The following is a 19703-nucleotide window of genomic DNA, read 5'->3' as shown; positions in this document are numbered from 1 at the left end:
TGTTCAGGGCCCGGCAGGCTCTAACCCCGGGAACGGTCCGGAAAGGCTCTGAGCCCCAAGATCATCCGGCACGGTGATGCCAAGCAGCACCTGCAGCCCAAACAGCACCAGCAGCGAAGCGATGAACATGCCGACGAAAACGGCGGTGCCGACCGCCGCGCCCTTGCCGATCGTGGCATTGGTCATGCGCCAGGTCAGCACCATCGACAAGGCAAACAAGAGCAGCGACACAAGGCTCGAAACCTGGCTTGCCGACGACAGGAAAAGCCTGATCAGCGCCGAGGGCAGCATCAGCCAGGCGGTGATGGCGGAGGCCCAGTTGCTGGCGACGACATAGTGCACGAAGCGCCCGCCAATGCCGGCGCGCGGCGCGACCAAAGCGAGCGCGATCAGCGGCAGCACCCAGGAGCCGATATCGACCGTCGCCAGGCGCAACAGCATGCTGAAACGGCCCACGAAGGCGTCTGGATCGCCGATCTGGTTGGCGATTCCGACCCAGCTGACGATCAGCGCCGGCGCGGCCACGACGATGGCGAAGAAGGAATTCCAGAATCCGTCGGCCGACAGGTCGAGCAGGCGCAGACCGTCGACCTTGCCGAGCATCAGCCGCCAGGCACCAGTGAGCGAAGCTTGGGTTTCATCCGCCGAAAGCATACTGCTCAGCCCTGCCCGAACCAGTCTTCGATGAAGCGCTGGTAGATCCGCGTCAGCGTTTCGAGATCGGCAAGGGCGACGCGCTCGTCGACCATATGCATGGTCTTGCCGACCAGTCCGAACTCGACCACCGGGCAGTAATCCTTGATGAAGCGCGCATCCGACGTGCCGCCCGAGGTCGACAATGCCGGCTCCTTGCCGACCGCCGCCTTGATCGAGCCGGCAAGCTTGTCGACCAACTTGTCGTCGCGGGTCAGGAAGACATGGCTCGGCCGGTCGCGCCAGACAAGGTCGTAGTCGACCGGCGCCTTCTTGCCCGGCCGATACTTCTTGCGCTTCGCCGCCTGGTCAAGCCGGTTGTGGATTTCGGCCTGGACGGTCTCGGCCGTCCAGGTGTCGTTGAAGCGGATGTTGAAGGTCGCGGTGGCCTTCGCAGGGATGACATTGGTGGCCGGGTTGCCGACATCGATGGAGGTGACCTCCAGATTGGTCGGCTGGAAATCCCTGGTTCCCTTGTCGAAGACGGGATGCAGCAAGGCGTCGACCAGGCCCATCAAGCCGCGCACCGGATTGTCGGCAAGCTGCGGATAGGCGGCATGGCCCTGGCGGCCGTTGACCGTGATCGAACCGGACAGCGAGCCGCGCCGGCCGATCTTGATCATGTCGCCGAGCGCATCCGGGTTGGTCGGCTCGCCGACGATCGAGGCATCCCATTTCTCGCCCCTGGAAGCGGCCCATTCGAGCAGCTTGACCGTGCCGTTGATGGCGGGGCCTTCCTCGTCCCCGGTGATCAGCAGCGAGACCGAGCCCTTGGGGCCGCCATTGTTCTCGACATGGCGCGCTATCGCCGCGATGAAGCAGGCAATGCCGCCCTTCATGTCGACGGCGCCACGGCCATACATCTCGCCATTGGCGATCTCGGCGGCGAAAGGCGGATGCGTCCAGGCGGCCTCGTCGCCGACCGGCACGACATCGGTATGGCCGGCGAACATCAGATGCGGGCCGTTGCCGGACCGCCTTGCATAGAGGTTCTCAATGTCGGGCGTGCCGTCTTCCGAAAAGACCGGCCGATCGACTAGGAAGCCGAGCGGTTTCAGCATCGTTTCCAGCGCGCCCAGCGCGCCGCCTTCGGCCGGAGTCACCGAGGCGCAACGGATAAGGGCGGCGAGGTTTGCAGCGGGGTCGGTCGGCAGCGTCATGGCAAAAGCGATAGTCGAAAGCGGAGGACCTGTCACGGGCAGACATGGGGGCCAGCCCAATGGCAGACGATGCCGCCGACATTATGGTTTTCATGTCGTATAGTCGGGCCGGTGCGGAGTAAGAGATGGCAGACGGGGAAAAACGGATCGTCATCGCCGGTGCCGGCAGCATCGGCTGTTATGTCGGTGGTTGCCTGGCGCTTGCCGGGCGGCAGGTTGTCCTGCTGGCGCGGCCGCGCATCGAGGCAGCGCTGCGGCAGGGCGGATTGCGCGTCAGCGACCTTGACGGCCGCGATCGCCTGGTCAAGCCGGACAAGCTCGGGATCACCGCCGATCCCGCCGTTGGGCTGCCGGACGCGGATGTGATCCTGGTGACAGTCAAGAGCGGCGCGACGCAGGAGATGGCGGTGCTGATCAAGACCCATGCCCGACCCGATGCGGTGGTGGTAAGCCTGCAGAACGGCGTCGACAATGCCGACAGGTTGCGCGCCGGGTCTGGCCAGCGCACCGTGCTGCCCGGCATGGCGCCGTTCAATGTGGTGCAATCGCCTGACGGCGAGCTGCCGCTGCGCGTCCACCGCGCCAGCGGGGGCAAGGTGATGATCGAGGAAGACGCCGGACTTGCCAGTCTTCTCGATGTAGAAGGGCTGGAGGTCGAGACGCATGGCGACATGAACGCCGTGCTGTGGGGCAAGCTTTTGATGAACCTCAACAACGCGCTGGTGGCGCTGTCGGACCTGCCGCTGGCGCGCGAACTCGCCGATCGGCGCTGGCGGCTGATCCTGGCCGGCCAGATCGACGAGGCGCTGCGGGCGATGAAAGCCTCCGGCATCGTGCCGGCGCGGATCGCCGGGCTGCGGCCGGCGCTGCTGCCGAAAGTGCTTCGGCTGCCGGACTGGCTGTTCAAACTGCTGGCGCGGCGCATGCTGGCGATCGACCCCGAGGCGCGCTCGTCGATGTGGGACGATCTGCAGCGCGGCCGACCGACGGAAATCGGCGAGCTGCAAGGCGCGGTGCTCGGCCTCGCCCAGAGAACGGGGACGCCGGCGCCGCTCCTGAAAAGCGTTACGGCTTTGGTGCGCGCGGCGGAAGCGGCGCGGCTTGGCGCGCCCGGCCTGGCGCCGGAACAGGTTGTGCCGCCGGGTGCCTCTCGATCAGCGTAATCTTCTGCCAGATCTTGCGCGACAGGTTCGAGCTCAAGTTCTCGATGTCATTGACGCCGTCGATGACGACGTCATCATTAACCGACTGGGCGAAGAGTGCGGCTATCTTGCCGGTGATCGACAGCATTTCCGAGCAATAATCCAGGTAGCGGGCAAGGTCGGCGGCATTGGTGATGCGGGCCGGCGAGTGCGAGGTCGGCTGGAAACTGGCCGAAAGTGCGGCCGGATCCTTGGTCAGCTGGTGCATGTCGATGACATGGATCAGCGAGCGCAGGCCATGCAGCTGGCGAAACACCTTCTTGCGCTTGATGCGCTCCTCGGTGCGGATCAGCGCCAGCAGGCCGAGCACGGCGAGAATGCAGGTGTTGATCGACGCCTCGATGCCTTGCACCGATTGCAGGGCATCGTCGTTTCCGGAGATGCGGTCCAGGGGCAGGATCGTGCCGACGAACAGGAACACCAACACACCGGCGACGAAGGCGGTGGCGATCACGCCGCGCAGCCACCAGATCGGCTCCTCGAGCGCCTTTGCCGCTTTGGCCAGGTCGCGCGACAGCGACACCAGTTCGCCGGCAACGCCGCGCAGCCCGGCCTTGGGAAACCGTTCCGCGACGCGGCTCTCCAGCCGCTCGGCGGTCTCGATGATCAGTTTCGGATCAAGCGTACGGTAGCGCATGTCCGATCGGCCCCTCAGAGCATGATGCCGAAAAGTGTGAAGCGGTTTTCGGACGACATCATGCTCTATCTCTTTGATTTAGAGACGGATTCAGATTTCAGGTCGATTCGACCTGAAATCATCCGGCTCTAGGGTTGTGCCGGCTCGTTGGTGCGCCGGCCATAGCGGTTGGGTCCAGGCTGCCCTGGAAACAGGCACAACACAAGAAAGGCGACGATCGAGACGACCGGCACGAACAGGATCAGCGCGGCAATGCCCGGCTTGTCGAGGTCGTGCAGCCGCTTCACCGCCAGCGCGATGTTCGACCATAGCGAGGCAATGAAGGCGATGAAGAAGATGAACGACCACATATTGCTCTCGGCCGAGCCTTCCGGCACCAGCGTGAAGCGATAGAGCGGGAAGGCCTGGATGATGGCGACGAGCAGGCCGCCAAGAAAATAGGCCGCGCGGCTGACGCGGCCCGATGTCTTGAAGAAAAGCCAGGTGAGATTTGAACTGTCAGGCAAGCGGGTCCGGTCCGTATTGATTGGCACCCCTGGCGCCTTCGAGAATGCCGCATTCCACCAGAAACCAGATCGCGCCTATGAAGGGCACCAGGATGATCAGGCTCCACCAGCCGGACTTGCCCCGGTCATGCCAGCGCTTGGCGTAGACAGCAAAGATCGAATAGAGCATGGCGAGCGAGTAGAGCAAATAGATAAAGCCGTAGGGCATTTGGTTGAATGTCGTGCCCAGTATGTTGTCGAGGATCATCGCGATCACCGCGCCAACGAAAACGACGCCGACACAAGCCCAGAACTTGGCGCGGTTGATGCGACCCTCATAGCTGGTCAGCAGGTATTTCCAGTCCATGTCACCCCTCCACGTTGAACCAGCGCGACGGAATGCCGCGCCGGCGGAAGGTGCGTCGGTTTCCGGAAAAGATCAATCGCGAAGCAATTCGTTGATCGACGTCTTGGAGCGGGTCTTGGCGTCGACGCGTTTGACGATGACGGCGCAATAGAGGCCTGGGCCAGGCTCGTTGTTCGGAAAAGGCTTGCCCGGCAGCGAGCCGGCGACGACCACTGAATTGGGCGGCACTTCGCCGTAGAAAATCTCACCGGTAGCGCGGTCGACGATCTTGGTCGACTGGCCGATGAAGACGCCCATGCCGAGCACCGAGCCTTCGCGCACGATGCAGCCCTCGACGACTTCCGAACGCGCGCCGATGAAGCAATTGTCCTCGATGATGGTGGGGCCGGCCTGCATCGGCTCGAGCACGCCGCCAATGCCGACGCCGCCCGACAGATGCACGTTCTTGCCGATCTGCGCACAGGAACCGACCGAAGCCCAGGTGTCGACCATGGTGCCCGTGTCGACATAGGCGCCGACATTGACGAAGGATGGCATCAGCACGGCGCCCGGCGCGACATACGCGGAACGGCGCACGATCGACGACGGCACCGCGCGAAAACCCGCCTTCTCGAAATCGACGGCGCTCCAGCCATCGAACTTGGACGGCACCTTGTCCCACCAGACGGCCTGGCCCGGGCCGCCCTTGATGATCTCCATCGGGTTGAGCCGGAAGGAGAGCAGCACGGCCTTCTTCAGCCATTGGTTGACGTGCCACTTGCCGTCTGGCTGGCGCTCGGCGACGCGCACCGTGCCGCGGTCGAGCAGGTCGAGCGCGGCCTGGATGGCGTCGCGCGTCTCGCCACGGGTCGCGGTCGAAATCGCGTCGCGTTCGTCGAAGGCCTTCTCGATGGTCTTTTCGAGGCTCGCCAGATCGGGCTTCGACATGAATTCGCTCCATTACCAAGCTGTTAAGGGGCTGCGCCTTAACCTGTTTTTGAAAAGTCGCGCGGACTCCAGGGCATGCATCGCCTGCCCAGGTCTTTGCCAGGAGCAGGTTCTGTCGCAAAACCGCAGGACACTTTTGCGGAACCTGCTTAAGTGAAGCCCTGGTGGGGGTCAATCGCGGGTGCGTCATGGGACGGCGCAAGTGAAGAATTGGACGGGTAATTTGATGACTCCAATGGAAAAGGCGGGGTGGACACCGCTGCCGCATTCGGACGAGGATCTGGAGCGGTCGAAAAGCGTGCCTGACACGCCGCAAACGCGGGCCGAGACCTACCGGCTTGCCTGGAACGACCCCGACTTCATGACGCGGCGCGAATTGCGCGCGGTGCGTCTGCAGCTCGAATTGTTGAAGCCGGAAATGATCCTGGCCGAGCGCGGCATCCGTTCGACGGTGATCCTGTTTGGCGGTGCGCGCCTGCCGGAACCCGGCGGCGATGCCTGGGCGGCCAAGAACGAGACGCAGAAGAAGAACCTCGAGGAAAACAGCAAATATTACGAGGAGGCGCGCAAATTCGCTCGCCTGTGCTCGCAGCATTCGGCAGCCTCATACTACCGCGAATATGTCGTCGTGACCGGCGGCGGCCCCGGCGTGATGGAAGCGGGAAACCGCGGCGCCGATGATGTCGGCGCGCCGTCGATCGGGCTCAACATCGTGCTGCCGCACGAGCAGGCGCCGAACGCCTATGTGACGCCGGAGCTGTGTTTCAACTTCCACTATTTCGCCATCCGCAAGATGCATTTCGTCATGCGCGCCAAGGCGGTGGCGGTGTTCCCCGGCGGCTTCGGCACGATGGACGAGTTCTTCGAGACGCTGACCTTGATCCAGACCGGGCGCATGGAGCGCGTGCCGGTGATCCTGTTCGGCAAATCGTTCTGGAAACGGGCCATCAATCTCGACTTCCTCGCCGAGCAAGGCACGATCAGCCCCGGCGACCAGGACATTATCGATTTCGTCGACACCGCCGACGAGGCCTGGGGGATCATCAGCCGGTTCTACAAATTAGGGGAGTAAGGGAGTGGGGCAGTAGGCAGTAGGCAGTAGGCAGTAGGCAGTAGGCAGTAGGAGAATAAGGCGTTGCAGTCGCTGCTTCCAGATCAATTTCCGCTACTGCCTATTCCCTACTGCCTGCTTCCCTACTGCCTGCTGCCTGTTCTCCCGCAACTATCGCCGTCAAAAACGCCGCCAGGTCATCAGTGACAAAATCGACGTCGTCTTCCTGCGCGGGGTCGCGTTCCCAGATCTCGGCGAAGGTCGGCTCGAAATTGCGCGGCACGACGAGCACGGTGGTCATGCCCAGCGCCTTCGGCACCTCCAGGTTGCGGGCGAGGTCCTCGAACATCACCGCGTTGTGGCCGGTGACGGCATGCAGCTCGGCGAACTTCTCGTAGGTCTGGCGCGCGGGCTTGGGATTGAGGCCGGCGGCGACGATATCGAAGATGTCGTCGAAATGGTCGAGGATGCCGAGCTGGCGCGCGGTGCGCTCGGCGTGCCGGCGGTCGCCATTGGTGAAGATGAACTTGCGGCCGGGAAGCTGGCGGATGGCGGTGCCGAGGACAGGATCGGGCACCAGCCATGAATAGTCGATGTCATGCACCTTCTCGAGGAAATCATCGGGATCGATGCCATGGCGCGTCATCAGCCCGTTCAGCGTCGTGCCGTATTCGAGATAAAGCTCCTTCTGCAGCTTGCGCGCCTCCTCGCGCGGCAGCGCCAGCAGTTCCCCGACATAGGCGGTCATCTTGACGTCGATCTGCGAGAACAGATTCGAATGATGCGGATACAGCGTGTTGTCGAGATCGAACACCCAGTCGGTGACATGGGCGAAGCGGGCGGGATCGGGCTGCGTAGTCATGCGCTCCTTATGGCATGAAACGCGGATTCTGAAAGAGACTTTATCCACAACTTCCACGCGCTTTTAGTGGCAGAAATGGCCGCACGATTCAAATTTTAAGCAACCGGGAAAGGTGGCCTTCAGGGCTTGCTGGCACAGAGACAGTCCTGTGGGGAGCCTGCGATGAACAGCATCATTCTGAAAGCCGCCGCTATCGCTTTCGCCTCCGTCGCCGCCTCGCTTCTTCTGACGCTGATCGTCGTTCCGGCCCTGGGATTCCCGGTCAACCGAACGATCTGGCTGACCTCGACGCTCTGTCCGCTGGTGCTTGCATGGGTGGCCTGCGCCAGCACCTTCTGGCAGAGCGACAGGCTGAAGAACGCGCACCGCGAACTGGCCCGGGCACACGCCCAGCTTGCCGCCGCACACCGCCGTCTGTCGGAGAAGGCGAGCCGCGACGACATGACCGGCATGCTCAACCGGGAGAGTTTCTTTGCCGCGCTGGACGGCTCGCGGCGCAAGTCCGACCGCGGCGCGCTGCTGATCATCGACGCCGATCATTTCAAGAAGATCAACGACAATTTCGGCCACCTGACCGGGGACGACGCGCTGCTGCTGATCGCCAGCGCCATCGAGCGCGGCGTGCGCAGCGGCGACGTGCTTGGCCGCATCGGCGGCGAGGAGTTCGGCGCGTTCCTGGTCGGCGCCACCGAGCAGGAGGCCAAGCGTGTCGCCGAACGCATTCGCCGCGAAGTCGAGCTGATCCGCTTCCGGCCGGTCGACGAACGGACCATTCCGCTGACCGTCAGCATCGGCGGCACCGTCTGCGGCGAGGATGTCAATGTATCGGAACTGATGCGCGCCGCGGACCGGCGCCTCTACCAGGCCAAGCATCGGGGCCGCAACCTGACGATCCTCGATACCGACATTTCCGCGGCCGCCTGAGCCGGCCGGTCCGGCACACCCCGCTTGTTAAGGAATTTCTAACCCTGTTTGCATTCGGTTGTACCGCCAGCCCGCCTTTCACCGCCTCGAGGCCGGGCTTGGCACGATACTGGCCTCTGCGATGACGCGTGTGCCGTTCGGGGAATGTCATGCGCGCATCGAAGTCCCCAATCCGAGAGACCTGCCATGAGTTTCTTCATCAAAAAGATGTCGCGCCGCATGATCGTGCAGGCGCTGATCGCCCTGCCTGCCCTGTCCCTGTTCCGCAAGCTGCCCGACGCCGACGCGGCCGCCCCATCGCGGGCCGACCCCAATGAGATCGTCGAGATCAATGGCTGGATCCTGAAGCGGAGCGACCTGGCATGATCTTCGACGGCTATGAGGCGTATCGCGTCGCCAACTTCAAACCCAAGGTCTGCATCCTCGGTTCGGGTCCGGCCGGCACCACCGTCGCCCGCAAGCTGGGCGCTGCCGGCATCCCTGTCGTGGTGCTGGAGGCCGGCTCGCGGGAGTTCAGCGACGAGTCGCAGGATTTCTACCGTGGCAGCAAGGTCGGCGATTTTTATTTCGACCTCGACATCACCCGGCTGCGGTACATGGGCGGCAGCTCCAACCATTGGGCAGGCTGGTGCCGTGTGCTCGACAAACTGGATTTCGAGCCGAAGGCCTGGGCGCCGGATACGGGCTGGCCGATCCGCCGTGCCGACATCGAGCCCTATCTGCCTGAGGTGCGCGATATCCTCGAACTCCCCGATTTCCGGCCGGATGTGCCAATCTCGGACGACATTCGCTGGGTGCAGCTGATCAAGAGCCCGGCCGTGCGCTTTGCCGAAAAATTCGCCGACGAACTGGACAAGAGCCGTAACATCGCGGTCGTGCTCAACACCTATGCCACCGAGCTCGCCGGCGACGGCAAACGGGTGACCGGCGCCAAACTTTGGTCCAACGGCCAGGATGCCGGCGCCTTCAGCGCCGACTATTTCATCGTCTGCACCGGCGGGCTGGAGAATTCGCGGCTGCTTCTGTGGTCGAACCAGCGGTCGAACGGTGGCGTCGTCCCGAACGCCACGGCACTTGGCCGCTACTGGATGGAACATCCGACCTTCGAGGGCGGCAATGCCATCCTGGCCAACTATGACGCGTTCGGGGTCGATGCTGTCAAAGAGGCCTTCTTCTCACCCACGCTCGCGGCGATGGAGCGGCTGCGGATCATGAATTTCGGCATCCGGCTGATCGAAACGCCGTATCCAGGGGTCAAGAGCCTGATCGCCGATCTCGCCTGCACGGCGCCCAACATGGCCGAGTGGATGTCCTCCAAGCTCAGCCAGAACCTGCGCTGCGCGGCCCAACTCTACGTCGCCTGGGAACAGGCGCCGCTGGCCTCCAACCAGATCGAGCTATCGAAGACCGATGTCGACCATGCCGGCGTGCCGCGCATCGAATTGCACTGGAAGAAATCGGACCTGGAGCGCCGTACCCTGCTCGAAGGGCTCAGACTGTTCGGCACGACGCTGATCGAGAAGAATCTCGGTCGCGTGCGTCTCATGGACTGGATTGCCAATGGCGAGGATTATCCGACCGACGAGGAGACCGCTGGCCACCATCACATGGGCGGCACGCGCATGGGCACCGACCTCACCAGGAGCGTGGTGGACGCCAACTGCAAGGTGCACGGCATGGACAATCTCTATGTCGGCGGTTCCTCGGTGTTCTGCACGTCCGGTCAAGCCAACCCGACGACGACGATCACCGCTCTGGCCTGCCGGCTGGGCGACCATCTGAGCAAGGTGGTCGCCGTCTGAGCGGCCGGGCATGTCCGCGCCCGCGACGGGCGCGGATGCCGGTCAAACCGACGGTTTTTCGAGCGGCGCCAGGTCGGCACGGTAACGCGTCATGGCGCGGGTCGTGCGCGCGCCGAAGCGGATGAAGATCGGCAGCATCAGGTCACGCAGGAACAGAGCGACGCGGCCTTTCACCTGCTTTTGCGAACCGATACGCCGGCTAACCTTGACGATGTGCTCGACGCGGTCCTGGCGCAGCGCCTGAAAGGCGGCGAAAGCCTGTGCCGGCAACGGTGCCGCATCCAGGCACGCGGCCAGCACGACGGCGTCCTCGATGGCCATCGACGCTCCCTGCCCGGAATGCGGCGCGACGGCATGCGCGGCATCGCCCAGAACCACCACCCGGCCGGTGTGCCATTGCGCCAGATGCAGCATGTCGAACACAGGATAGGTGCGCGGGATTTGCGTGACGGTCTCGACGATCTGGCGGATCTTCCGGGGATCGCCGGCATGCAGCTGGCGAACAGTTGCCGCCAGATGGAACGTATCGGGTCTCGCCAGGGCAGCATCCTCGTCCAGCGGGAAGGATGAGAACCACAACACCGGCCCGTCATCCGGTTTCATGTAGCCGAAGAAGGCTTTCTTGCCGAACACCATATGCATCAGGCCGTCGGTCGGCTCGACAAAGGGCAGTTCCGCCACGCCGCCGACGCCGGTCAGTCCGGTATAGACAGGATCCGGGGAGGCCGGAAAACAGACGCGACGGACGCGCGACCAGACGCCATCGCAACCGGCGAGCCACGCGGCATCGACGGTAACGTCATTGCCGAAGGCAAGGCGCACACAATCAGGCTGGTCTTCGATCTCGGCGAGCGCATGGCCAAAACGGATGTCGGCGCCAAGCGCCAGCGCTTCATCCAGCAGCACGCCGAGCAGGTCCGAGCGCCGCAGCGTGACGCTTTCGGCGCCGGCCTCGCGCATCGATTGCCGCTCGTCGAGATGGATGAGCCGGCGCCCGGCAGCGTTCATGATCTCGAAGCCAAGCGTCGGCACGCCCAGCGCGCTTACGCGCTCGGCAAGCCCAAGCGCGCGCAAGGCGTTGATGCCGTTGGGCGCCAAAGTGAGGAAGACGCCTTCGCTCAACGCTTCGCGCGACCGTGCCTCGAACAGGCAGACGGCAAGCCCTTGCCGACGAAGCATGACGGCAAGGGCCAGCCCGGCAACACCGGCGCCGATGATGGCGACCGGCAACGCCGAGGGGGCGGTGACAGCCATCGTCACAGGCCTTGGATGGCGATGCGCACCAGCACCGCTGCGGCGGCCAGCGCCACGAGCAGGATGCCAAGGCCGATGGGGGAACCCCAGCCATACCATTCCATCGCCAGCTTGGCGTATTTGAACTCGTCCTCATGGGAGAGAGGGGTACGTTGTTGACTCAAGCTCATTTTTTCACTCCTTGCCGGCGGCCGGCTCTTGCCTTGTCGGCGCTGCAGCCGCATATTGCTGAGATAGTCTAAATGTTAGACGGATTGATAGTTAGATGATCGAAGTAAAATCGTCAAGCGGGTTTCGCGACGAAATGACGGCCGCGATCGGCCTTGCCGTCATGCAATGGCAGGACGCCACGCAGGCCTATGACGAGGCGGTGGGGACGAGGCTCGGGCTGAACATGGCCGAGCGCCATTGCATCGGGCTGCTCTATGGCGGCCCGCAATCGGCCGGCGCGATCGCGACCGCGACCGGGCTGACACCGGCCGCCGTGACGGCGCTGATCGACCGGCTGGAGGCGCGCGGGCTGCTGACGCGCACGCGCAGTCTCGAGGACAGGCGCAAGGTGGTGATCGAGGCGACCGAGGCGACGCGGGAGCTGTCGGCGCGCTACTACGGCGCCATCGCCAAGGAGGGCGAGAAGGTGATCGCCACATTCAGCGACGCCGAACTCGCGACCATATCGCGCTTCGTCACTGCCGCGCTCGACCTGCAGCGCGCCCAGCTTGCGCGGCTGAAGGCCGAGGGGTCGGACACCCCTGGACGATAGGGGTGTGATGTGTTGGCGGCGTTACTGCTGCTGTCGGCAGGCAACGCGACTATTTCGGCTGGACACCATAGACGGCCAGAAATGCCTCCACCGAGGCATCCGCGTGCCGCTCCAGTTCGGCCTTGGAGCGCCGGTTGCTTCCCGTGAACATGGCTTCATTCATGGGGATCCAGAGAAGCATTCCAAAAAGATGGCTGGCTGCCAGATAGGGGTCACTGGTCCGTATCAGTCTTCGATCGGTCAGCTTTTGAAAGCAGGACGCAGTCGAGGCAAGCATGCGCTCAAAACCTTTTTCGTACCAAGCGCGGCCAAGCTGCGGCATTCGATCCGCGTTGGCGATGATCAAGCGCCGCAGCTTCAACAACTCTTCATCCATGAGAACCGCTATCAGACGTCGGGCAAGCTGCTGCAAGCCGCCTTCCATGAATTTCGCCTCGGAAAGCAGCGTCGTCACGGACTCGATGATGTCGTTGACTTGGCTCGCGGTTGACAGAACGACTTCGCCGAACAGCGTCTCCTTGTCGGTGAAGTGCTTGTAGACGGTCTGCTTGGAAGCCCCCGCTTTGGTGGCGATTTCCTCCATGCTGGTCCCGTCATAACCCTTGCCGATGAACGCCGCCGTGGCCGCTTGGATGATCTCACGATCCTTGCGTGCCGATCTGGTCTCACCGTCGATTTTCATGACGCCCTCCCAACCAGTACTAGACGGTACCGTTCCCACATGGTAGCCATGAAACGGTACTGGACTGACTAGTACCTGTCAACGAAGGCAAGGCTTAGACCGATGACCAAGATGATCTTCATAAATCTGCCGGTGCGCGATCTGCAGGCGGCGACCAACTTCTATCTCGCGATCGGGGGCACGCTCAATCCGCAGTTCTCGAACGACCAGGCCAGTTCGATCATGTTCGCCGACTCGATTGGGGTCATGCTGCTGACGCACCAGCATTACGGCCAGTTCACGACGCGCCAGATCGGCGACGCGAGGCGCGACAGCCAGATGCTGATCGCACTCACCGCCGGCAGCAAGGACGAGGTCAATGCCACGATCGAGAAGGGCGTGGCGGCCGGCGGCCGCGCCGATCCCAACCCCGCGCAGGACCTCGGCTTCATGTTCAACCGCCACATCGAAGACCCCGACGGCAACGTCTGGGAGTTGCTGTGGATGAACCCCGCCGCCATGCAATAGCCCAGCGGAATGAAAGCGTCCAAAGCGCGTCGCGTTGAAACGGATTCATGCGACGCGCTTCACGTCTCTGTTTTCCGGGCGGAGCGCCTTAAACACCGGTCCCGGACTTGCTAGACCGTCGCCGGGTCGAGTGCCGGCTGGCCCTTGCGGCGCTCGACGATCGCCTCGAAATCAGCCGTCTGGAAGGCGTCGCGCAAGGCGTCGAAGGACGGAAGCACGAAATAGGCGCGCTGGAACTTGTCGATCTCGTAGCCGGTGCGCATCACCGTTTCGAGGTCGAAAGGCACATGGTGGGCGTCCTTGCCCTCGACGGCGAACTGCAATTCGGTGAAGGACGACATCAGGCCGGCGCCGAAGGCCTTCAGCGGCTGGCCGGCCTCCTGCATCAGGCCATACTCGGCCGTGTACCAGTAGAGCCGGGTGATCATCTCGTCGCCGCCGAGCGCGATGATGTCGCCGGCCTTCTTGCCATACATCTGCATGAACTCGGCGAACACCGGCTGCGACAGCACCGGCACGTGGCCGAAGAAATCATGGAACATGTCCGGCTCGACGATGTAGTCGAGTTCCTGCCTAGTGCGCAGCCAGTTGGTGACCGGGAAGCGGCAGTTGGCGAGATGATCGAAGAAGGGGGCGGCCGGAATGAGCCCCGGCACGGCAACGATCTCCCAGCCGGTCAGCTCGCGCAGCTTGGTGCTGACCTCGTCGAAGTCGGGAATGCGGTCGATGAGGCCGAGTTTTTCGACACCGTCGAGATAGGAATGGTGGGCGAGCTTGCGCGTCAGTTCGGTCTGGCGGTCGCACAAAGTGCGCCACACCGCCTGTTCCTCGGCGCTGTAGTCATAGCCCTGGGCCACGGTGAAATCGGCACGGCAGACCGAATAGTCGCCGCGCAAGCCCTGCGTCGCGCAATCGCGCGCATATTCGGCAACGCTCATCGTCGTCATGGTTCTTCTCCTCACAAATCAGAAATGGCTGACTTGCCCGGAGGGTAACCGGATTTGGCGAGGCAATTCGGTTTTGATGATGGCTCATCAGCGATATTCGGGATAACATTCACTCACAATGCGCGACAGAGGAGTGAAAATGCCTCAATTCGACGATTTCGAGATCAAGATGCTCGATGTGCTGCAACGCGACGGGCGAAAGCCCGTCTCCGAACTGGCGCAAGAGATCGGCCTGTCGACGACGCCATGCGCGCGGCGCTTCGAGGCGCTGCAGGATGCAGGCGTCATCAAGGGTTTTGCCGCGGTGATCAGCCGCCGCGCGGTCGGCCTGACGGTCGAGGTGTTCATCCAGGTGCGCCTGGTCAGCCACAGCGATGGCTCGCCGGAGAAGTTCATTGCCGCGGTGCAGCGCATGGACGAAGTGTCGTCATGCTGGACGATGACCGGCGACCACGACTTCCTTTTGCATGTCATGGTGCCATCGGTCGACGAGCTCAACGCCTTCGTCATGCACCGGCTGATGCGGCTCGACGGCGTGCGCGACGTCCACACGCAGCTCGTGCTGCAGAACATCAAGGGCCCCGGCCACGTGCCGCTCGCGCATCTCAGGAAGTGACGCCGCCTCTCTTCACCGTGCTTGAGGAAAAGCTGCACGCAAACTGCTGAAACGGGCCAAGCGGGCGTCCACATCGCCATCCAGCATATGCGGACCAATCTTCCATGAGGTCCGCCATGAAAATCGTCCTGATCAATCCGCCGCACACCGCCATCGGCAGCCGCGTGCCGGACGATCATCTGCCGCCGCTTGGGCTGCTGGCGGTTGGCGGCCCGTTGATCGATGCAGGCCACGATTTGCGGCTCGTCGATGCCGAATTCGGGCCGATGCCGCTCGACAAGGTGGTGGGCGACGCCCTGGATGATTGCCCGGACTTCGTCCTGATCGGCCATTCCGGCTCGACCTCGGCGCACCCCACCGCCTTGCTGATCGCCGAAATGATCAAGCAGCGCGAGCCGGCCACCATCATCATCTATGGCGGCGTCTTCCCGACCTATCACTGGCGCGACATATTGGCGGCTACCGACGTCTTCGACTTCATCGTGCGCGGCGAAGGCGAGGCGACCGTCGTGGCGCTGGTTGAGGCATTGGAAATGCACCAGCCGCCGGCGAGCGTCGCCGGCATCGCCTTCCGCGACGATCTGCGTCGCCCCTTTGCCACGCAGCCGGCCATGACCATTGCCGATCTCGACGCCTACCGCGTCGGCTGGGAGCTGATCGACCATGGCCGATATAGCTACTGGGGCGGCAAGCGAGCCGTGGTGATGCAGTTTTCGCGCGGCTGTCCGCATCTGTGCAACTATTGCGGCCAACGCGGTTTCTGGACCCGCTGGCGGCATCGCGACCCCAAGAAATTCGCGCGGGAGATCGCCTGGCTGCACCGCGAACACGGCGTCGAGCTGATCAATCTCGCCGACGAGAACCCGACGGTTTCGAAGAAGGCGTGGCGCGCCTTTCTCGACGCCCTGATCGCCGAGAACGTGCCGGTGCTGATCGTCGGTTCGACCCGCGCCGACGACATCGTGCGCGACGCCGACATCCTGCATCTCTACCGCAAGGCCGGTGTCATCCGCTGGCTGCTCGGCATGGAAAACACCGACGAGCAGACGCTTCAACTGATCCGCAAGGGCGGCAGCACCTCGTCCGACCGCGAGGCGATAAGGCTGCTGCGAAAGCATGGCATACTCTCGATGGCGACCTGGGTGGCTGGCTTCGAGGATGAGGGGTTTCGCGACCTGTGGCGCGGCTTTCGCCAGCTCATCGCCTATGACCCCGACCAGATCCAGGCGCTCTATGTGACGCCGCATCGCTGGACGCCGTTCTTCCGCATCGCGCGCGACCGCAAGGTGATCCAGAGGGATGCCCGGCTGTGGGATTACAAGCACCAGGTGCTGCAGATGACGCGGCTGAAGCCGTGGATGCTGTTCTTCAGCGTCAAGCTCATCGAGCTCGCCGTGCAGTCGCGGCCGAAGGCACTGGCGCGCATCCTGTTCCACCCCGATCCCGAGCAGCGGCATTCGATGCGCTGGTACACGAAAATGGGCCGCAGGGTCTGGTTCAGCGAGGTCTGGGGCTTCCTCGCCCGCGACGGCAGAGTGAAGGACGGCCCGACGCTTGCCGAATTCTGGGGTGCGCCGCAGGACGCGGAGGAGGAATCGATGACCGTCGCACGTCCGCCGCGCAAGCCGGCCGAAGCTGCAGCAGTCGCGATTTCGCCGGGCGCCTGACCGGCTTCGCGGCACGTTCACAAAAATACGCGACGTATGCGTATTGACATACGCAACGTATGCACCCACATCCGGCATACGGGGCGTATGTCAATTGGCAGGTCGCGATCGTCGAGACATCGGGCCTGCCTTTGTTTGAACGGAGTGAAAATGACCAAACGCGACGCGATTTTCCCTGCCGGCCGGCAGGCTCTCTACGAGATCAACCGCTATTCGGCGGCGATTCGCTCGGGAGACCTTTTGTTCGTCTCCGGCCAAGTCGGCAGCCGCGAGGACGGCTCGCCCGAGCCTGTCTTCGAAAAGCAGGTCCAGCTTGCCTTTGACAATCTCGCGGCCGTTCTGAAGGCCGCCGGCTGCACGTTCGACGACATTGTCGACGTCACCACGTTCCACACCGATCCCGCCGCGCAGTGGCAGGCGATTGACGCCGTGCGACTGAAGGTGTTCGGGCAACCGCCCTACACGAACTGGACCGCGGTGGGCGTGAACTGGCTGGCGGGCTTCGACTTCGAGATAAAGGTTATCGCGCGCCTTCCGCAGCCGACCTGATCGGCTGAGGTTTGCGACCAGGGGTGGCTCAGGGCACGATCAGCGTGCCGGCGCCGTGTTCGGTGAAGAGTTCGAGCAGCACCGAATGCGGCGTCTTGCCGTTGAGGATGACGACGCCTTCGACGCCGCGCTCGATCGCCTCGATGCAGGTCTCGACCTTTGGGATCATGCCGCCCGAGACCGTGCCGTCCTTGATCAGTGCCTTGGCCTCGGCAACGGTCAGCTCGTCGATCAGCTTCTTGTTCTTGTCGAGCACGCCCGGCACGTCGGTCAGGAACAAAAGGCGCGACGCCTTGCAGGCGCCGGCAATGGCGCCGGCGAAAGTGTCGGCGTTGATGTTGTAGGTGTGGCCGTCGCGGCCGGGCGCCACCGGCGCCAGCACCGGGATCATTTCGGAACGGGCCAGGAGATCGAGCAGCGTGCGGTCGACCTCGACCGGCTCGCCGACGAAGCCGAGATCGAGCACGCGCTCGATGTTGGAGTCCGGATCGATCATGGTCTTGCGCGCCTTTTCGGCGAACACCATGTTGCCGTCCTTGCCGCACAGGCCAATCGCCCACTCGCCTTCGGCGTTGATGAGCGCGACGATCTCCTTGTTGATCGAGCCGGCCAGCACCATCTCGACGATCTCGACCGTCTTCTGGTCGGTGACGCGCAGCCCACCCTCGAACTTGGATTCGATGCCCATCTTGGACAGCATGGCGCCGATCTGCGGCCCGCCGCCATGAACGACGATCGGGTTGACGCCGGACTGCTTCAGCAGCGCGATGTCGCGGGCGAAGGCCTTGCCGAGCTCGATGTCGCCCATGGCGTGGCCGCCATATTTCACAACCACGGTCTTGTGTTCGTAGCGCTGCATGTAGGGCAAAGCGCGCGACAGCAGGGCGGCCTGCATTTCGGCGGTGGCGGCGATGTCCGTCATCGGGCGGTTCCCTGGCTTTTTGGTTTATGCATGTCGTTGCCCCAAATCGGCCGGGCACTTTTGGGCGACATGCATCAGGTAAAGACGGCGGCGTCTTAGCGGGAATTGGCGCGGGGGGCAAATGGCATTGCTGTCATATTCGCCGAGTTCACGGCCTCGTCATCATGACGGTATCATCAGCGGCGCCCGCCGCTTCAGCCAACCCGAAAGCTTCTCCATCTGCGCAGCGAAGGACAAAAGCGTCTCCTCGTCGCCCGGGCGCCCGGCGGCCTGGATGCCGAGCGGCAGGCCGGCCTCGGTGACATGGACGGGCAGCGCGATCGACGGCTGGCCGCTGACATTGTGGATTGCCGGCCAGTGCGTGAAAAAAAGGCTCTTGTCCATCAGCTGGCCGAACAAGGGTTTCAGCTTGAGCATAGGCGTCAGATGAAGCTTGTCGAGCAGGTTTTCGATCAGCTCGTCGGCGCCTTTCGGATCCATGGCGCCGCAGGCGAGCGGCGGGTGCGCAATAACAGGCATCAGCACGGCATCATATCGAGCGGTTTCCTCGATCATCCGGCGCGAGGCGGCATGCAAGCGCTGCAGGCCGGCATAGATCTCGCCGGCCGAGACCATTTCGCCCAACCGGCCGAGCACCCGCGTGGCGCGCTCGACGTCGCCGGTCACGGAACGGCCGACGCGCAGCACTTCGGCCCGCAGCGTGCCGGCGACGGCGGAAGCAACCGTCCTGCAGAAATCGGCCAGGAAATCGCGGCCGATGAAAGGCAGGTCAATCTCCATGACGGTGTGACCGCCCTCGCGCGCAAGCGCCACGGCCGTGTCGAGCGCTTTCATCGTCTCGGCCGAGATCGGCAGGCCAAGCGGCGACTTGCGGTAGACGGCGAGCCTGAGCTTGTCGGGATCGCGCGCGGCGGCGGCGGCGAATGTGCCTTTCGGCGGCAATGCCGCATAGGGTGACAGGGAGTCGGGACCGTGGGTGAGGTCGAGCAGCAGCGCGCTGTCGCGCACCGAGCGGGTGACGGCATGGTCGACGACCATGCCGTACCAGCTCTCGCTGACCAGCGGCGTTAGCGGGATGCGGCCGCGCGAGGTCTTAAGGCCGACAAGCCCCGTGCAGGCGGAAGGCACGCGGATCGAGCCGCCGCCATCGGAGGCATGCGCCACCGGCACCACGCCGGCAGCGACGAGGGCCGCCGCGCCACCCGACGAGCCGCCGCTGGTGTGGCCGGTGTTCCAGGGATTGCGGGTGATGCCGAAGGCCTTGGATTCGGTCATCAGCCGCAGCCCGTGCTCCGGCGATGTCGAGGTGACGATCGGGATCAGCCCGGCGGCGAGGTAGCGGTCGGTCATCACCGAATTGACGTCGGGCACCGAGGCCGGAATGCGGCTGCCGCCATGCGAGGGCACGCCCTTCATGGCGATGCCGAGGTCCTTGATGGCAAAGGGCACGCCGGCCAGCGGCAGCGAGCGGTCCATGGTTCGCGCCCGCGCCCGCGCGGCTTCGTAGAGCGGCTCGGCCGTGGCATTGATTTCAGGCCTTGTCGCCTCGGCGCGCGCGATCGCCGCTTCGGTCAGCTCGATCGCCGACAGCTCGCCTTTGCGCACCAGGCCGGCGAGGCCGGTCGCGTCTTCTTCCCACAGGATCCGTTCGACCGACATCATCGCTCCCCCTGCTCCCGCCAAGCT

The 19703-nt window shown here is 63.8% G+C and carries 23 protein-coding genes; 10 read left to right on the top strand and 13 right to left on the bottom strand.

Annotation, left to right across the window (positions count from 1 at the left end):
* Nucleotides 1-3: 3 nt before the first annotated feature.
* Together ACWGS8_RS18690 and dapE are read right to left on the bottom strand one after the other, a co-directional pair.
* Entirely contained in the window at nucleotides 4-654 is a 651-nt protein-coding gene (locus ACWGS8_RS18690; RefSeq protein ID WP_454582311.1) for a transporter, read from the bottom strand.
* A gap of 5 nt (nucleotides 655-659) precedes the next feature.
* The gene (gene dapE / locus ACWGS8_RS18685) at nucleotides 660-1853 is read right to left on the bottom strand and encodes a succinyl-diaminopimelate desuccinylase (protein ID WP_454582310.1); all 1194 of its coding nucleotides are present in this window, start codon (nucleotides 1851-1853) and stop codon (nucleotides 660-662) included.
* A gap of 125 nt (nucleotides 1854-1978) precedes the next feature.
* Here dapE and ACWGS8_RS18680 point away from each other — a divergent pair, with 125 nt between their 5' ends.
* Complete coding sequence (locus ACWGS8_RS18680; RefSeq protein WP_454582309.1) at nucleotides 1979-3016, top strand: 2-dehydropantoate 2-reductase; 1038 nt, start codon at nucleotides 1979-1981, stop codon at nucleotides 3014-3016.
* Here the strand turns inward: ACWGS8_RS18680 and ACWGS8_RS18675 are convergent.
* From ACWGS8_RS18675 to dapD, 4 genes are all read right to left on the bottom strand, one after another.
* Nucleotides 2919-3692, bottom strand: a complete 774-nt coding sequence (locus ACWGS8_RS18675) for a hypothetical protein (RefSeq protein ID WP_454582308.1) — start codon at nucleotides 3690-3692, stop codon at nucleotides 2919-2921. The genes ACWGS8_RS18680 and ACWGS8_RS18675 overlap by 98 nt on opposite strands.
* A gap of 128 nt (nucleotides 3693-3820) precedes the next feature.
* Nucleotides 3821-4198 (bottom strand): DUF805 domain-containing protein, encoded by a 378-nt coding sequence (locus ACWGS8_RS18670; protein ID WP_010912753.1) that lies wholly within the window; start codon nucleotides 4196-4198, stop codon nucleotides 3821-3823.
* Nucleotides 4191-4544, bottom strand: coding sequence for a DUF805 domain-containing protein (locus ACWGS8_RS18665; protein ID WP_454582307.1), 354 nt, complete (start codon nucleotides 4542-4544; stop codon nucleotides 4191-4193). Before ACWGS8_RS18665 ends, ACWGS8_RS18670 begins: the two co-directional genes overlap by 8 nt.
* A 72-nt stretch (nucleotides 4545-4616) precedes the next feature.
* Nucleotides 4617-5471: a 2,3,4,5-tetrahydropyridine-2,6-dicarboxylate N-succinyltransferase gene (dapD, locus tag ACWGS8_RS18660; RefSeq protein ID WP_454582306.1), complete on the bottom strand. Its 855-nt coding sequence runs from the start codon at nucleotides 5469-5471 to the stop codon at nucleotides 4617-4619.
* A gap of 226 nt (nucleotides 5472-5697) precedes the next feature.
* Here dapD and ACWGS8_RS18655 point away from each other — a divergent pair, with 226 nt between their 5' ends.
* Nucleotides 5698-6543: an LOG family protein gene (locus ACWGS8_RS18655; RefSeq protein ID WP_454582305.1), complete on the top strand. Its 846-nt coding sequence runs from the start codon at nucleotides 5698-5700 to the stop codon at nucleotides 6541-6543.
* Nucleotides 6544-6643: 100 nt separating this feature from the next.
* On the opposite strand, the gene ACWGS8_RS18650 is transcribed toward ACWGS8_RS18655, so the two are convergent.
* Nucleotides 6644-7384, bottom strand: coding sequence for a pyrimidine 5'-nucleotidase (locus ACWGS8_RS18650; RefSeq protein ID WP_454582304.1), 741 nt, complete (start codon nucleotides 7382-7384; stop codon nucleotides 6644-6646).
* Between the two features lie 162 nt (nucleotides 7385-7546).
* Here ACWGS8_RS18650 and ACWGS8_RS18645 point away from each other — a divergent pair, with 162 nt between their 5' ends.
* From ACWGS8_RS18645 to ACWGS8_RS18635, 3 genes are all read left to right on the top strand, one after another.
* Nucleotides 7547-8308 (top strand): GGDEF domain-containing protein, encoded by a 762-nt coding sequence (locus tag ACWGS8_RS18645; RefSeq protein ID WP_454582303.1) that lies wholly within the window; start codon nucleotides 7547-7549, stop codon nucleotides 8306-8308.
* Nucleotides 8309-8494: 186 nt separating this feature from the next.
* Nucleotides 8495-8674: a hypothetical protein gene (locus tag ACWGS8_RS18640; RefSeq protein ID WP_454582302.1), complete on the top strand. Its 180-nt coding sequence runs from the start codon at nucleotides 8495-8497 to the stop codon at nucleotides 8672-8674.
* Complete coding sequence (locus ACWGS8_RS18635; protein ID WP_454582301.1) at nucleotides 8671-10110, top strand: GMC oxidoreductase; 1440 nt, start codon at nucleotides 8671-8673, stop codon at nucleotides 10108-10110. The genes ACWGS8_RS18640 and ACWGS8_RS18635 overlap by 4 nt, the downstream gene beginning before the upstream one ends.
* A gap of 42 nt (nucleotides 10111-10152) precedes the next feature.
* On the opposite strand, the gene ACWGS8_RS18630 is transcribed toward ACWGS8_RS18635, so the two are convergent.
* Entirely contained in the window at nucleotides 10153-11364 is a 1212-nt protein-coding gene (locus ACWGS8_RS18630; RefSeq protein ID WP_454582300.1) for an FAD-dependent oxidoreductase, read from the bottom strand.
* 2 nt (nucleotides 11365-11366) lie between these two features.
* Nucleotides 11367-11534 (bottom strand): hypothetical protein, encoded by a 168-nt coding sequence (locus tag ACWGS8_RS18625; protein ID WP_454582299.1) that lies wholly within the window; start codon nucleotides 11532-11534, stop codon nucleotides 11367-11369.
* 95 nt (nucleotides 11535-11629) lie between these two features.
* On the opposite strand from ACWGS8_RS18625, the gene ACWGS8_RS18620 reads away from it, so the two are divergent.
* Nucleotides 11630-12127, top strand: a complete 498-nt coding sequence (locus ACWGS8_RS18620; RefSeq protein ID WP_454582298.1) for a MarR family winged helix-turn-helix transcriptional regulator — start codon at nucleotides 11630-11632, stop codon at nucleotides 12125-12127.
* Nucleotides 12128-12176: 49 nt separating this feature from the next.
* On the opposite strand, the gene ACWGS8_RS18615 is transcribed toward ACWGS8_RS18620, so the two are convergent.
* Nucleotides 12177-12809, bottom strand: coding sequence for a TetR/AcrR family transcriptional regulator (locus ACWGS8_RS18615; RefSeq protein ID WP_454582297.1), 633 nt, complete (start codon nucleotides 12807-12809; stop codon nucleotides 12177-12179).
* 102 nt (nucleotides 12810-12911) lie between these two features.
* Between ACWGS8_RS18615 and ACWGS8_RS18610 the strand changes: the two genes are divergently transcribed.
* Entirely contained in the window at nucleotides 12912-13316 is a 405-nt protein-coding gene (locus ACWGS8_RS18610; protein ID WP_454582296.1) for a VOC family protein, read from the top strand.
* 110 nt (nucleotides 13317-13426) lie between these two features.
* Here the strand turns inward: ACWGS8_RS18610 and phhA are convergent, their stop codons facing one another.
* Nucleotides 13427-14263, bottom strand: a complete 837-nt coding sequence (phhA, locus tag ACWGS8_RS18605; RefSeq protein ID WP_454582295.1) for a phenylalanine 4-monooxygenase — start codon at nucleotides 14261-14263, stop codon at nucleotides 13427-13429.
* Nucleotides 14264-14402: 139 nt separating this feature from the next.
* Between phhA and ACWGS8_RS18600 the strand changes: the two genes are divergently transcribed.
* The 3 genes from ACWGS8_RS18600 (at nucleotide 14403) to ACWGS8_RS18590 (ending at nucleotide 17095) form a co-directional block, all read left to right on the top strand.
* Nucleotides 14403-14879: an Lrp/AsnC family transcriptional regulator gene (locus ACWGS8_RS18600; protein ID WP_019862445.1), complete on the top strand. Its 477-nt coding sequence runs from the start codon at nucleotides 14403-14405 to the stop codon at nucleotides 14877-14879.
* 116 nt (nucleotides 14880-14995) lie between these two features.
* A complete protein-coding gene (gene bchE, locus ACWGS8_RS18595) occupies nucleotides 14996-16546 on the top strand; it encodes a magnesium-protoporphyrin IX monomethyl ester anaerobic oxidative cyclase (protein ID WP_454582294.1) in 1551 nt (516 codons plus the stop codon).
* 150 nt (nucleotides 16547-16696) lie between these two features.
* Nucleotides 16697-17095, top strand: a complete 399-nt coding sequence (locus ACWGS8_RS18590; RefSeq protein WP_454582293.1) for a RidA family protein — start codon at nucleotides 16697-16699, stop codon at nucleotides 17093-17095.
* A gap of 28 nt (nucleotides 17096-17123) precedes the next feature.
* On the opposite strand, the gene argB is transcribed toward ACWGS8_RS18590, so the two are convergent.
* Together argB and ACWGS8_RS18580 are read right to left on the bottom strand one after the other, a co-directional pair.
* Complete coding sequence (argB, locus tag ACWGS8_RS18585; protein WP_454582292.1) at nucleotides 17124-18017, bottom strand: acetylglutamate kinase; 894 nt, start codon at nucleotides 18015-18017, stop codon at nucleotides 17124-17126.
* Nucleotides 18018-18179: 162 nt separating this feature from the next.
* On the bottom strand, nucleotides 18180-19676 hold the full coding sequence (locus ACWGS8_RS18580; protein WP_454582291.1) for an amidase: 1497 nt from the start codon (nucleotides 19674-19676) through the stop codon (nucleotides 18180-18182).
* Nucleotides 19677-19703: the final 27 nt, after the last annotated feature.

The sequence above is a fragment of the Mesorhizobium sp. 43Arga genome, from assembly GCF_053714255.1.
Note: the sequence above shows the minus strand (reverse complement) of the source record. Positions and strands in the feature narration are given on the sequence as shown.

What these genes read in the sequence shown, in the direction of transcription:
- ACWGS8_RS18690 (WP_454582311.1), bottom strand. Translation starts at nt 654, where the DNA reads ATGCTTTCGGCGGATGAAACCCAAGCTTCGCTCACTGGTGCCTGGCGG.
- dapE (WP_454582310.1), bottom strand. Translation starts at nt 1,853, where the DNA reads ATGACGCTGCCGACCGACCCCGCTGCAAACCTCGCCGCCCTTATCCGT.
- ACWGS8_RS18680 (WP_454582309.1), top strand. Translation starts at nt 1,979, where the DNA reads ATGGCAGACGGGGAAAAACGGATCGTCATCGCCGGTGCCGGCAGCATC.
- ACWGS8_RS18675 (WP_454582308.1), bottom strand. Translation starts at nt 3,692, where the DNA reads ATGCGCTACCGTACGCTTGATCCGAAACTGATCATCGAGACCGCCGAG.
- ACWGS8_RS18665 (WP_454582307.1), bottom strand. Translation starts at nt 4,544, where the DNA reads ATGGACTGGAAATACCTGCTGACCAGCTATGAGGGTCGCATCAACCGC.
- dapD (WP_454582306.1), bottom strand. Translation starts at nt 5,471, where the DNA reads ATGTCGAAGCCCGATCTGGCGAGCCTCGAAAAGACCATCGAGAAGGCC.
- ACWGS8_RS18655 (WP_454582305.1), top strand. Translation starts at nt 5,698, where the DNA reads ATGACTCCAATGGAAAAGGCGGGGTGGACACCGCTGCCGCATTCGGAC.
- ACWGS8_RS18650 (WP_454582304.1), bottom strand. Translation starts at nt 7,384, where the DNA reads ATGACTACGCAGCCCGATCCCGCCCGCTTCGCCCATGTCACCGACTGG.
- ACWGS8_RS18645 (WP_454582303.1), top strand. Translation starts at nt 7,547, where the DNA reads ATGAACAGCATCATTCTGAAAGCCGCCGCTATCGCTTTCGCCTCCGTC.
- ACWGS8_RS18640 (WP_454582302.1), top strand. Translation starts at nt 8,495, where the DNA reads ATGAGTTTCTTCATCAAAAAGATGTCGCGCCGCATGATCGTGCAGGCG.
- ACWGS8_RS18635 (WP_454582301.1), top strand. Translation starts at nt 8,671, where the DNA reads ATGATCTTCGACGGCTATGAGGCGTATCGCGTCGCCAACTTCAAACCC.
- ACWGS8_RS18630 (WP_454582300.1), bottom strand. Translation starts at nt 11,364, where the DNA reads ATGGCTGTCACCGCCCCCTCGGCGTTGCCGGTCGCCATCATCGGCGCC.
- ACWGS8_RS18625 (WP_454582299.1), bottom strand. Translation starts at nt 11,534, where the DNA reads ATGAGCTTGAGTCAACAACGTACCCCTCTCTCCCATGAGGACGAGTTC.
- ACWGS8_RS18620 (WP_454582298.1), top strand. Translation starts at nt 11,630, where the DNA reads ATGATCGAAGTAAAATCGTCAAGCGGGTTTCGCGACGAAATGACGGCC.
- ACWGS8_RS18615 (WP_454582297.1), bottom strand. Translation starts at nt 12,809, where the DNA reads ATGAAAATCGACGGTGAGACCAGATCGGCACGCAAGGATCGTGAGATC.
- ACWGS8_RS18610 (WP_454582296.1), top strand. Translation starts at nt 12,912, where the DNA reads ATGACCAAGATGATCTTCATAAATCTGCCGGTGCGCGATCTGCAGGCG.
- phhA (WP_454582295.1), bottom strand. Translation starts at nt 14,263, where the DNA reads ATGACGACGATGAGCGTTGCCGAATATGCGCGCGATTGCGCGACGCAG.
- ACWGS8_RS18600 (WP_019862445.1), top strand. Translation starts at nt 14,403, where the DNA reads ATGCCTCAATTCGACGATTTCGAGATCAAGATGCTCGATGTGCTGCAA.
- bchE (WP_454582294.1), top strand. Translation starts at nt 14,996, where the DNA reads ATGAAAATCGTCCTGATCAATCCGCCGCACACCGCCATCGGCAGCCGC.
- ACWGS8_RS18590 (WP_454582293.1), top strand. Translation starts at nt 16,697, where the DNA reads ATGACCAAACGCGACGCGATTTTCCCTGCCGGCCGGCAGGCTCTCTAC.
- argB (WP_454582292.1), bottom strand. Translation starts at nt 18,017, where the DNA reads ATGACGGACATCGCCGCCACCGCCGAAATGCAGGCCGCCCTGCTGTCG.
- ACWGS8_RS18580 (WP_454582291.1), bottom strand. Translation starts at nt 19,676, where the DNA reads ATGTCGGTCGAACGGATCCTGTGGGAAGAAGACGCGACCGGCCTCGCC.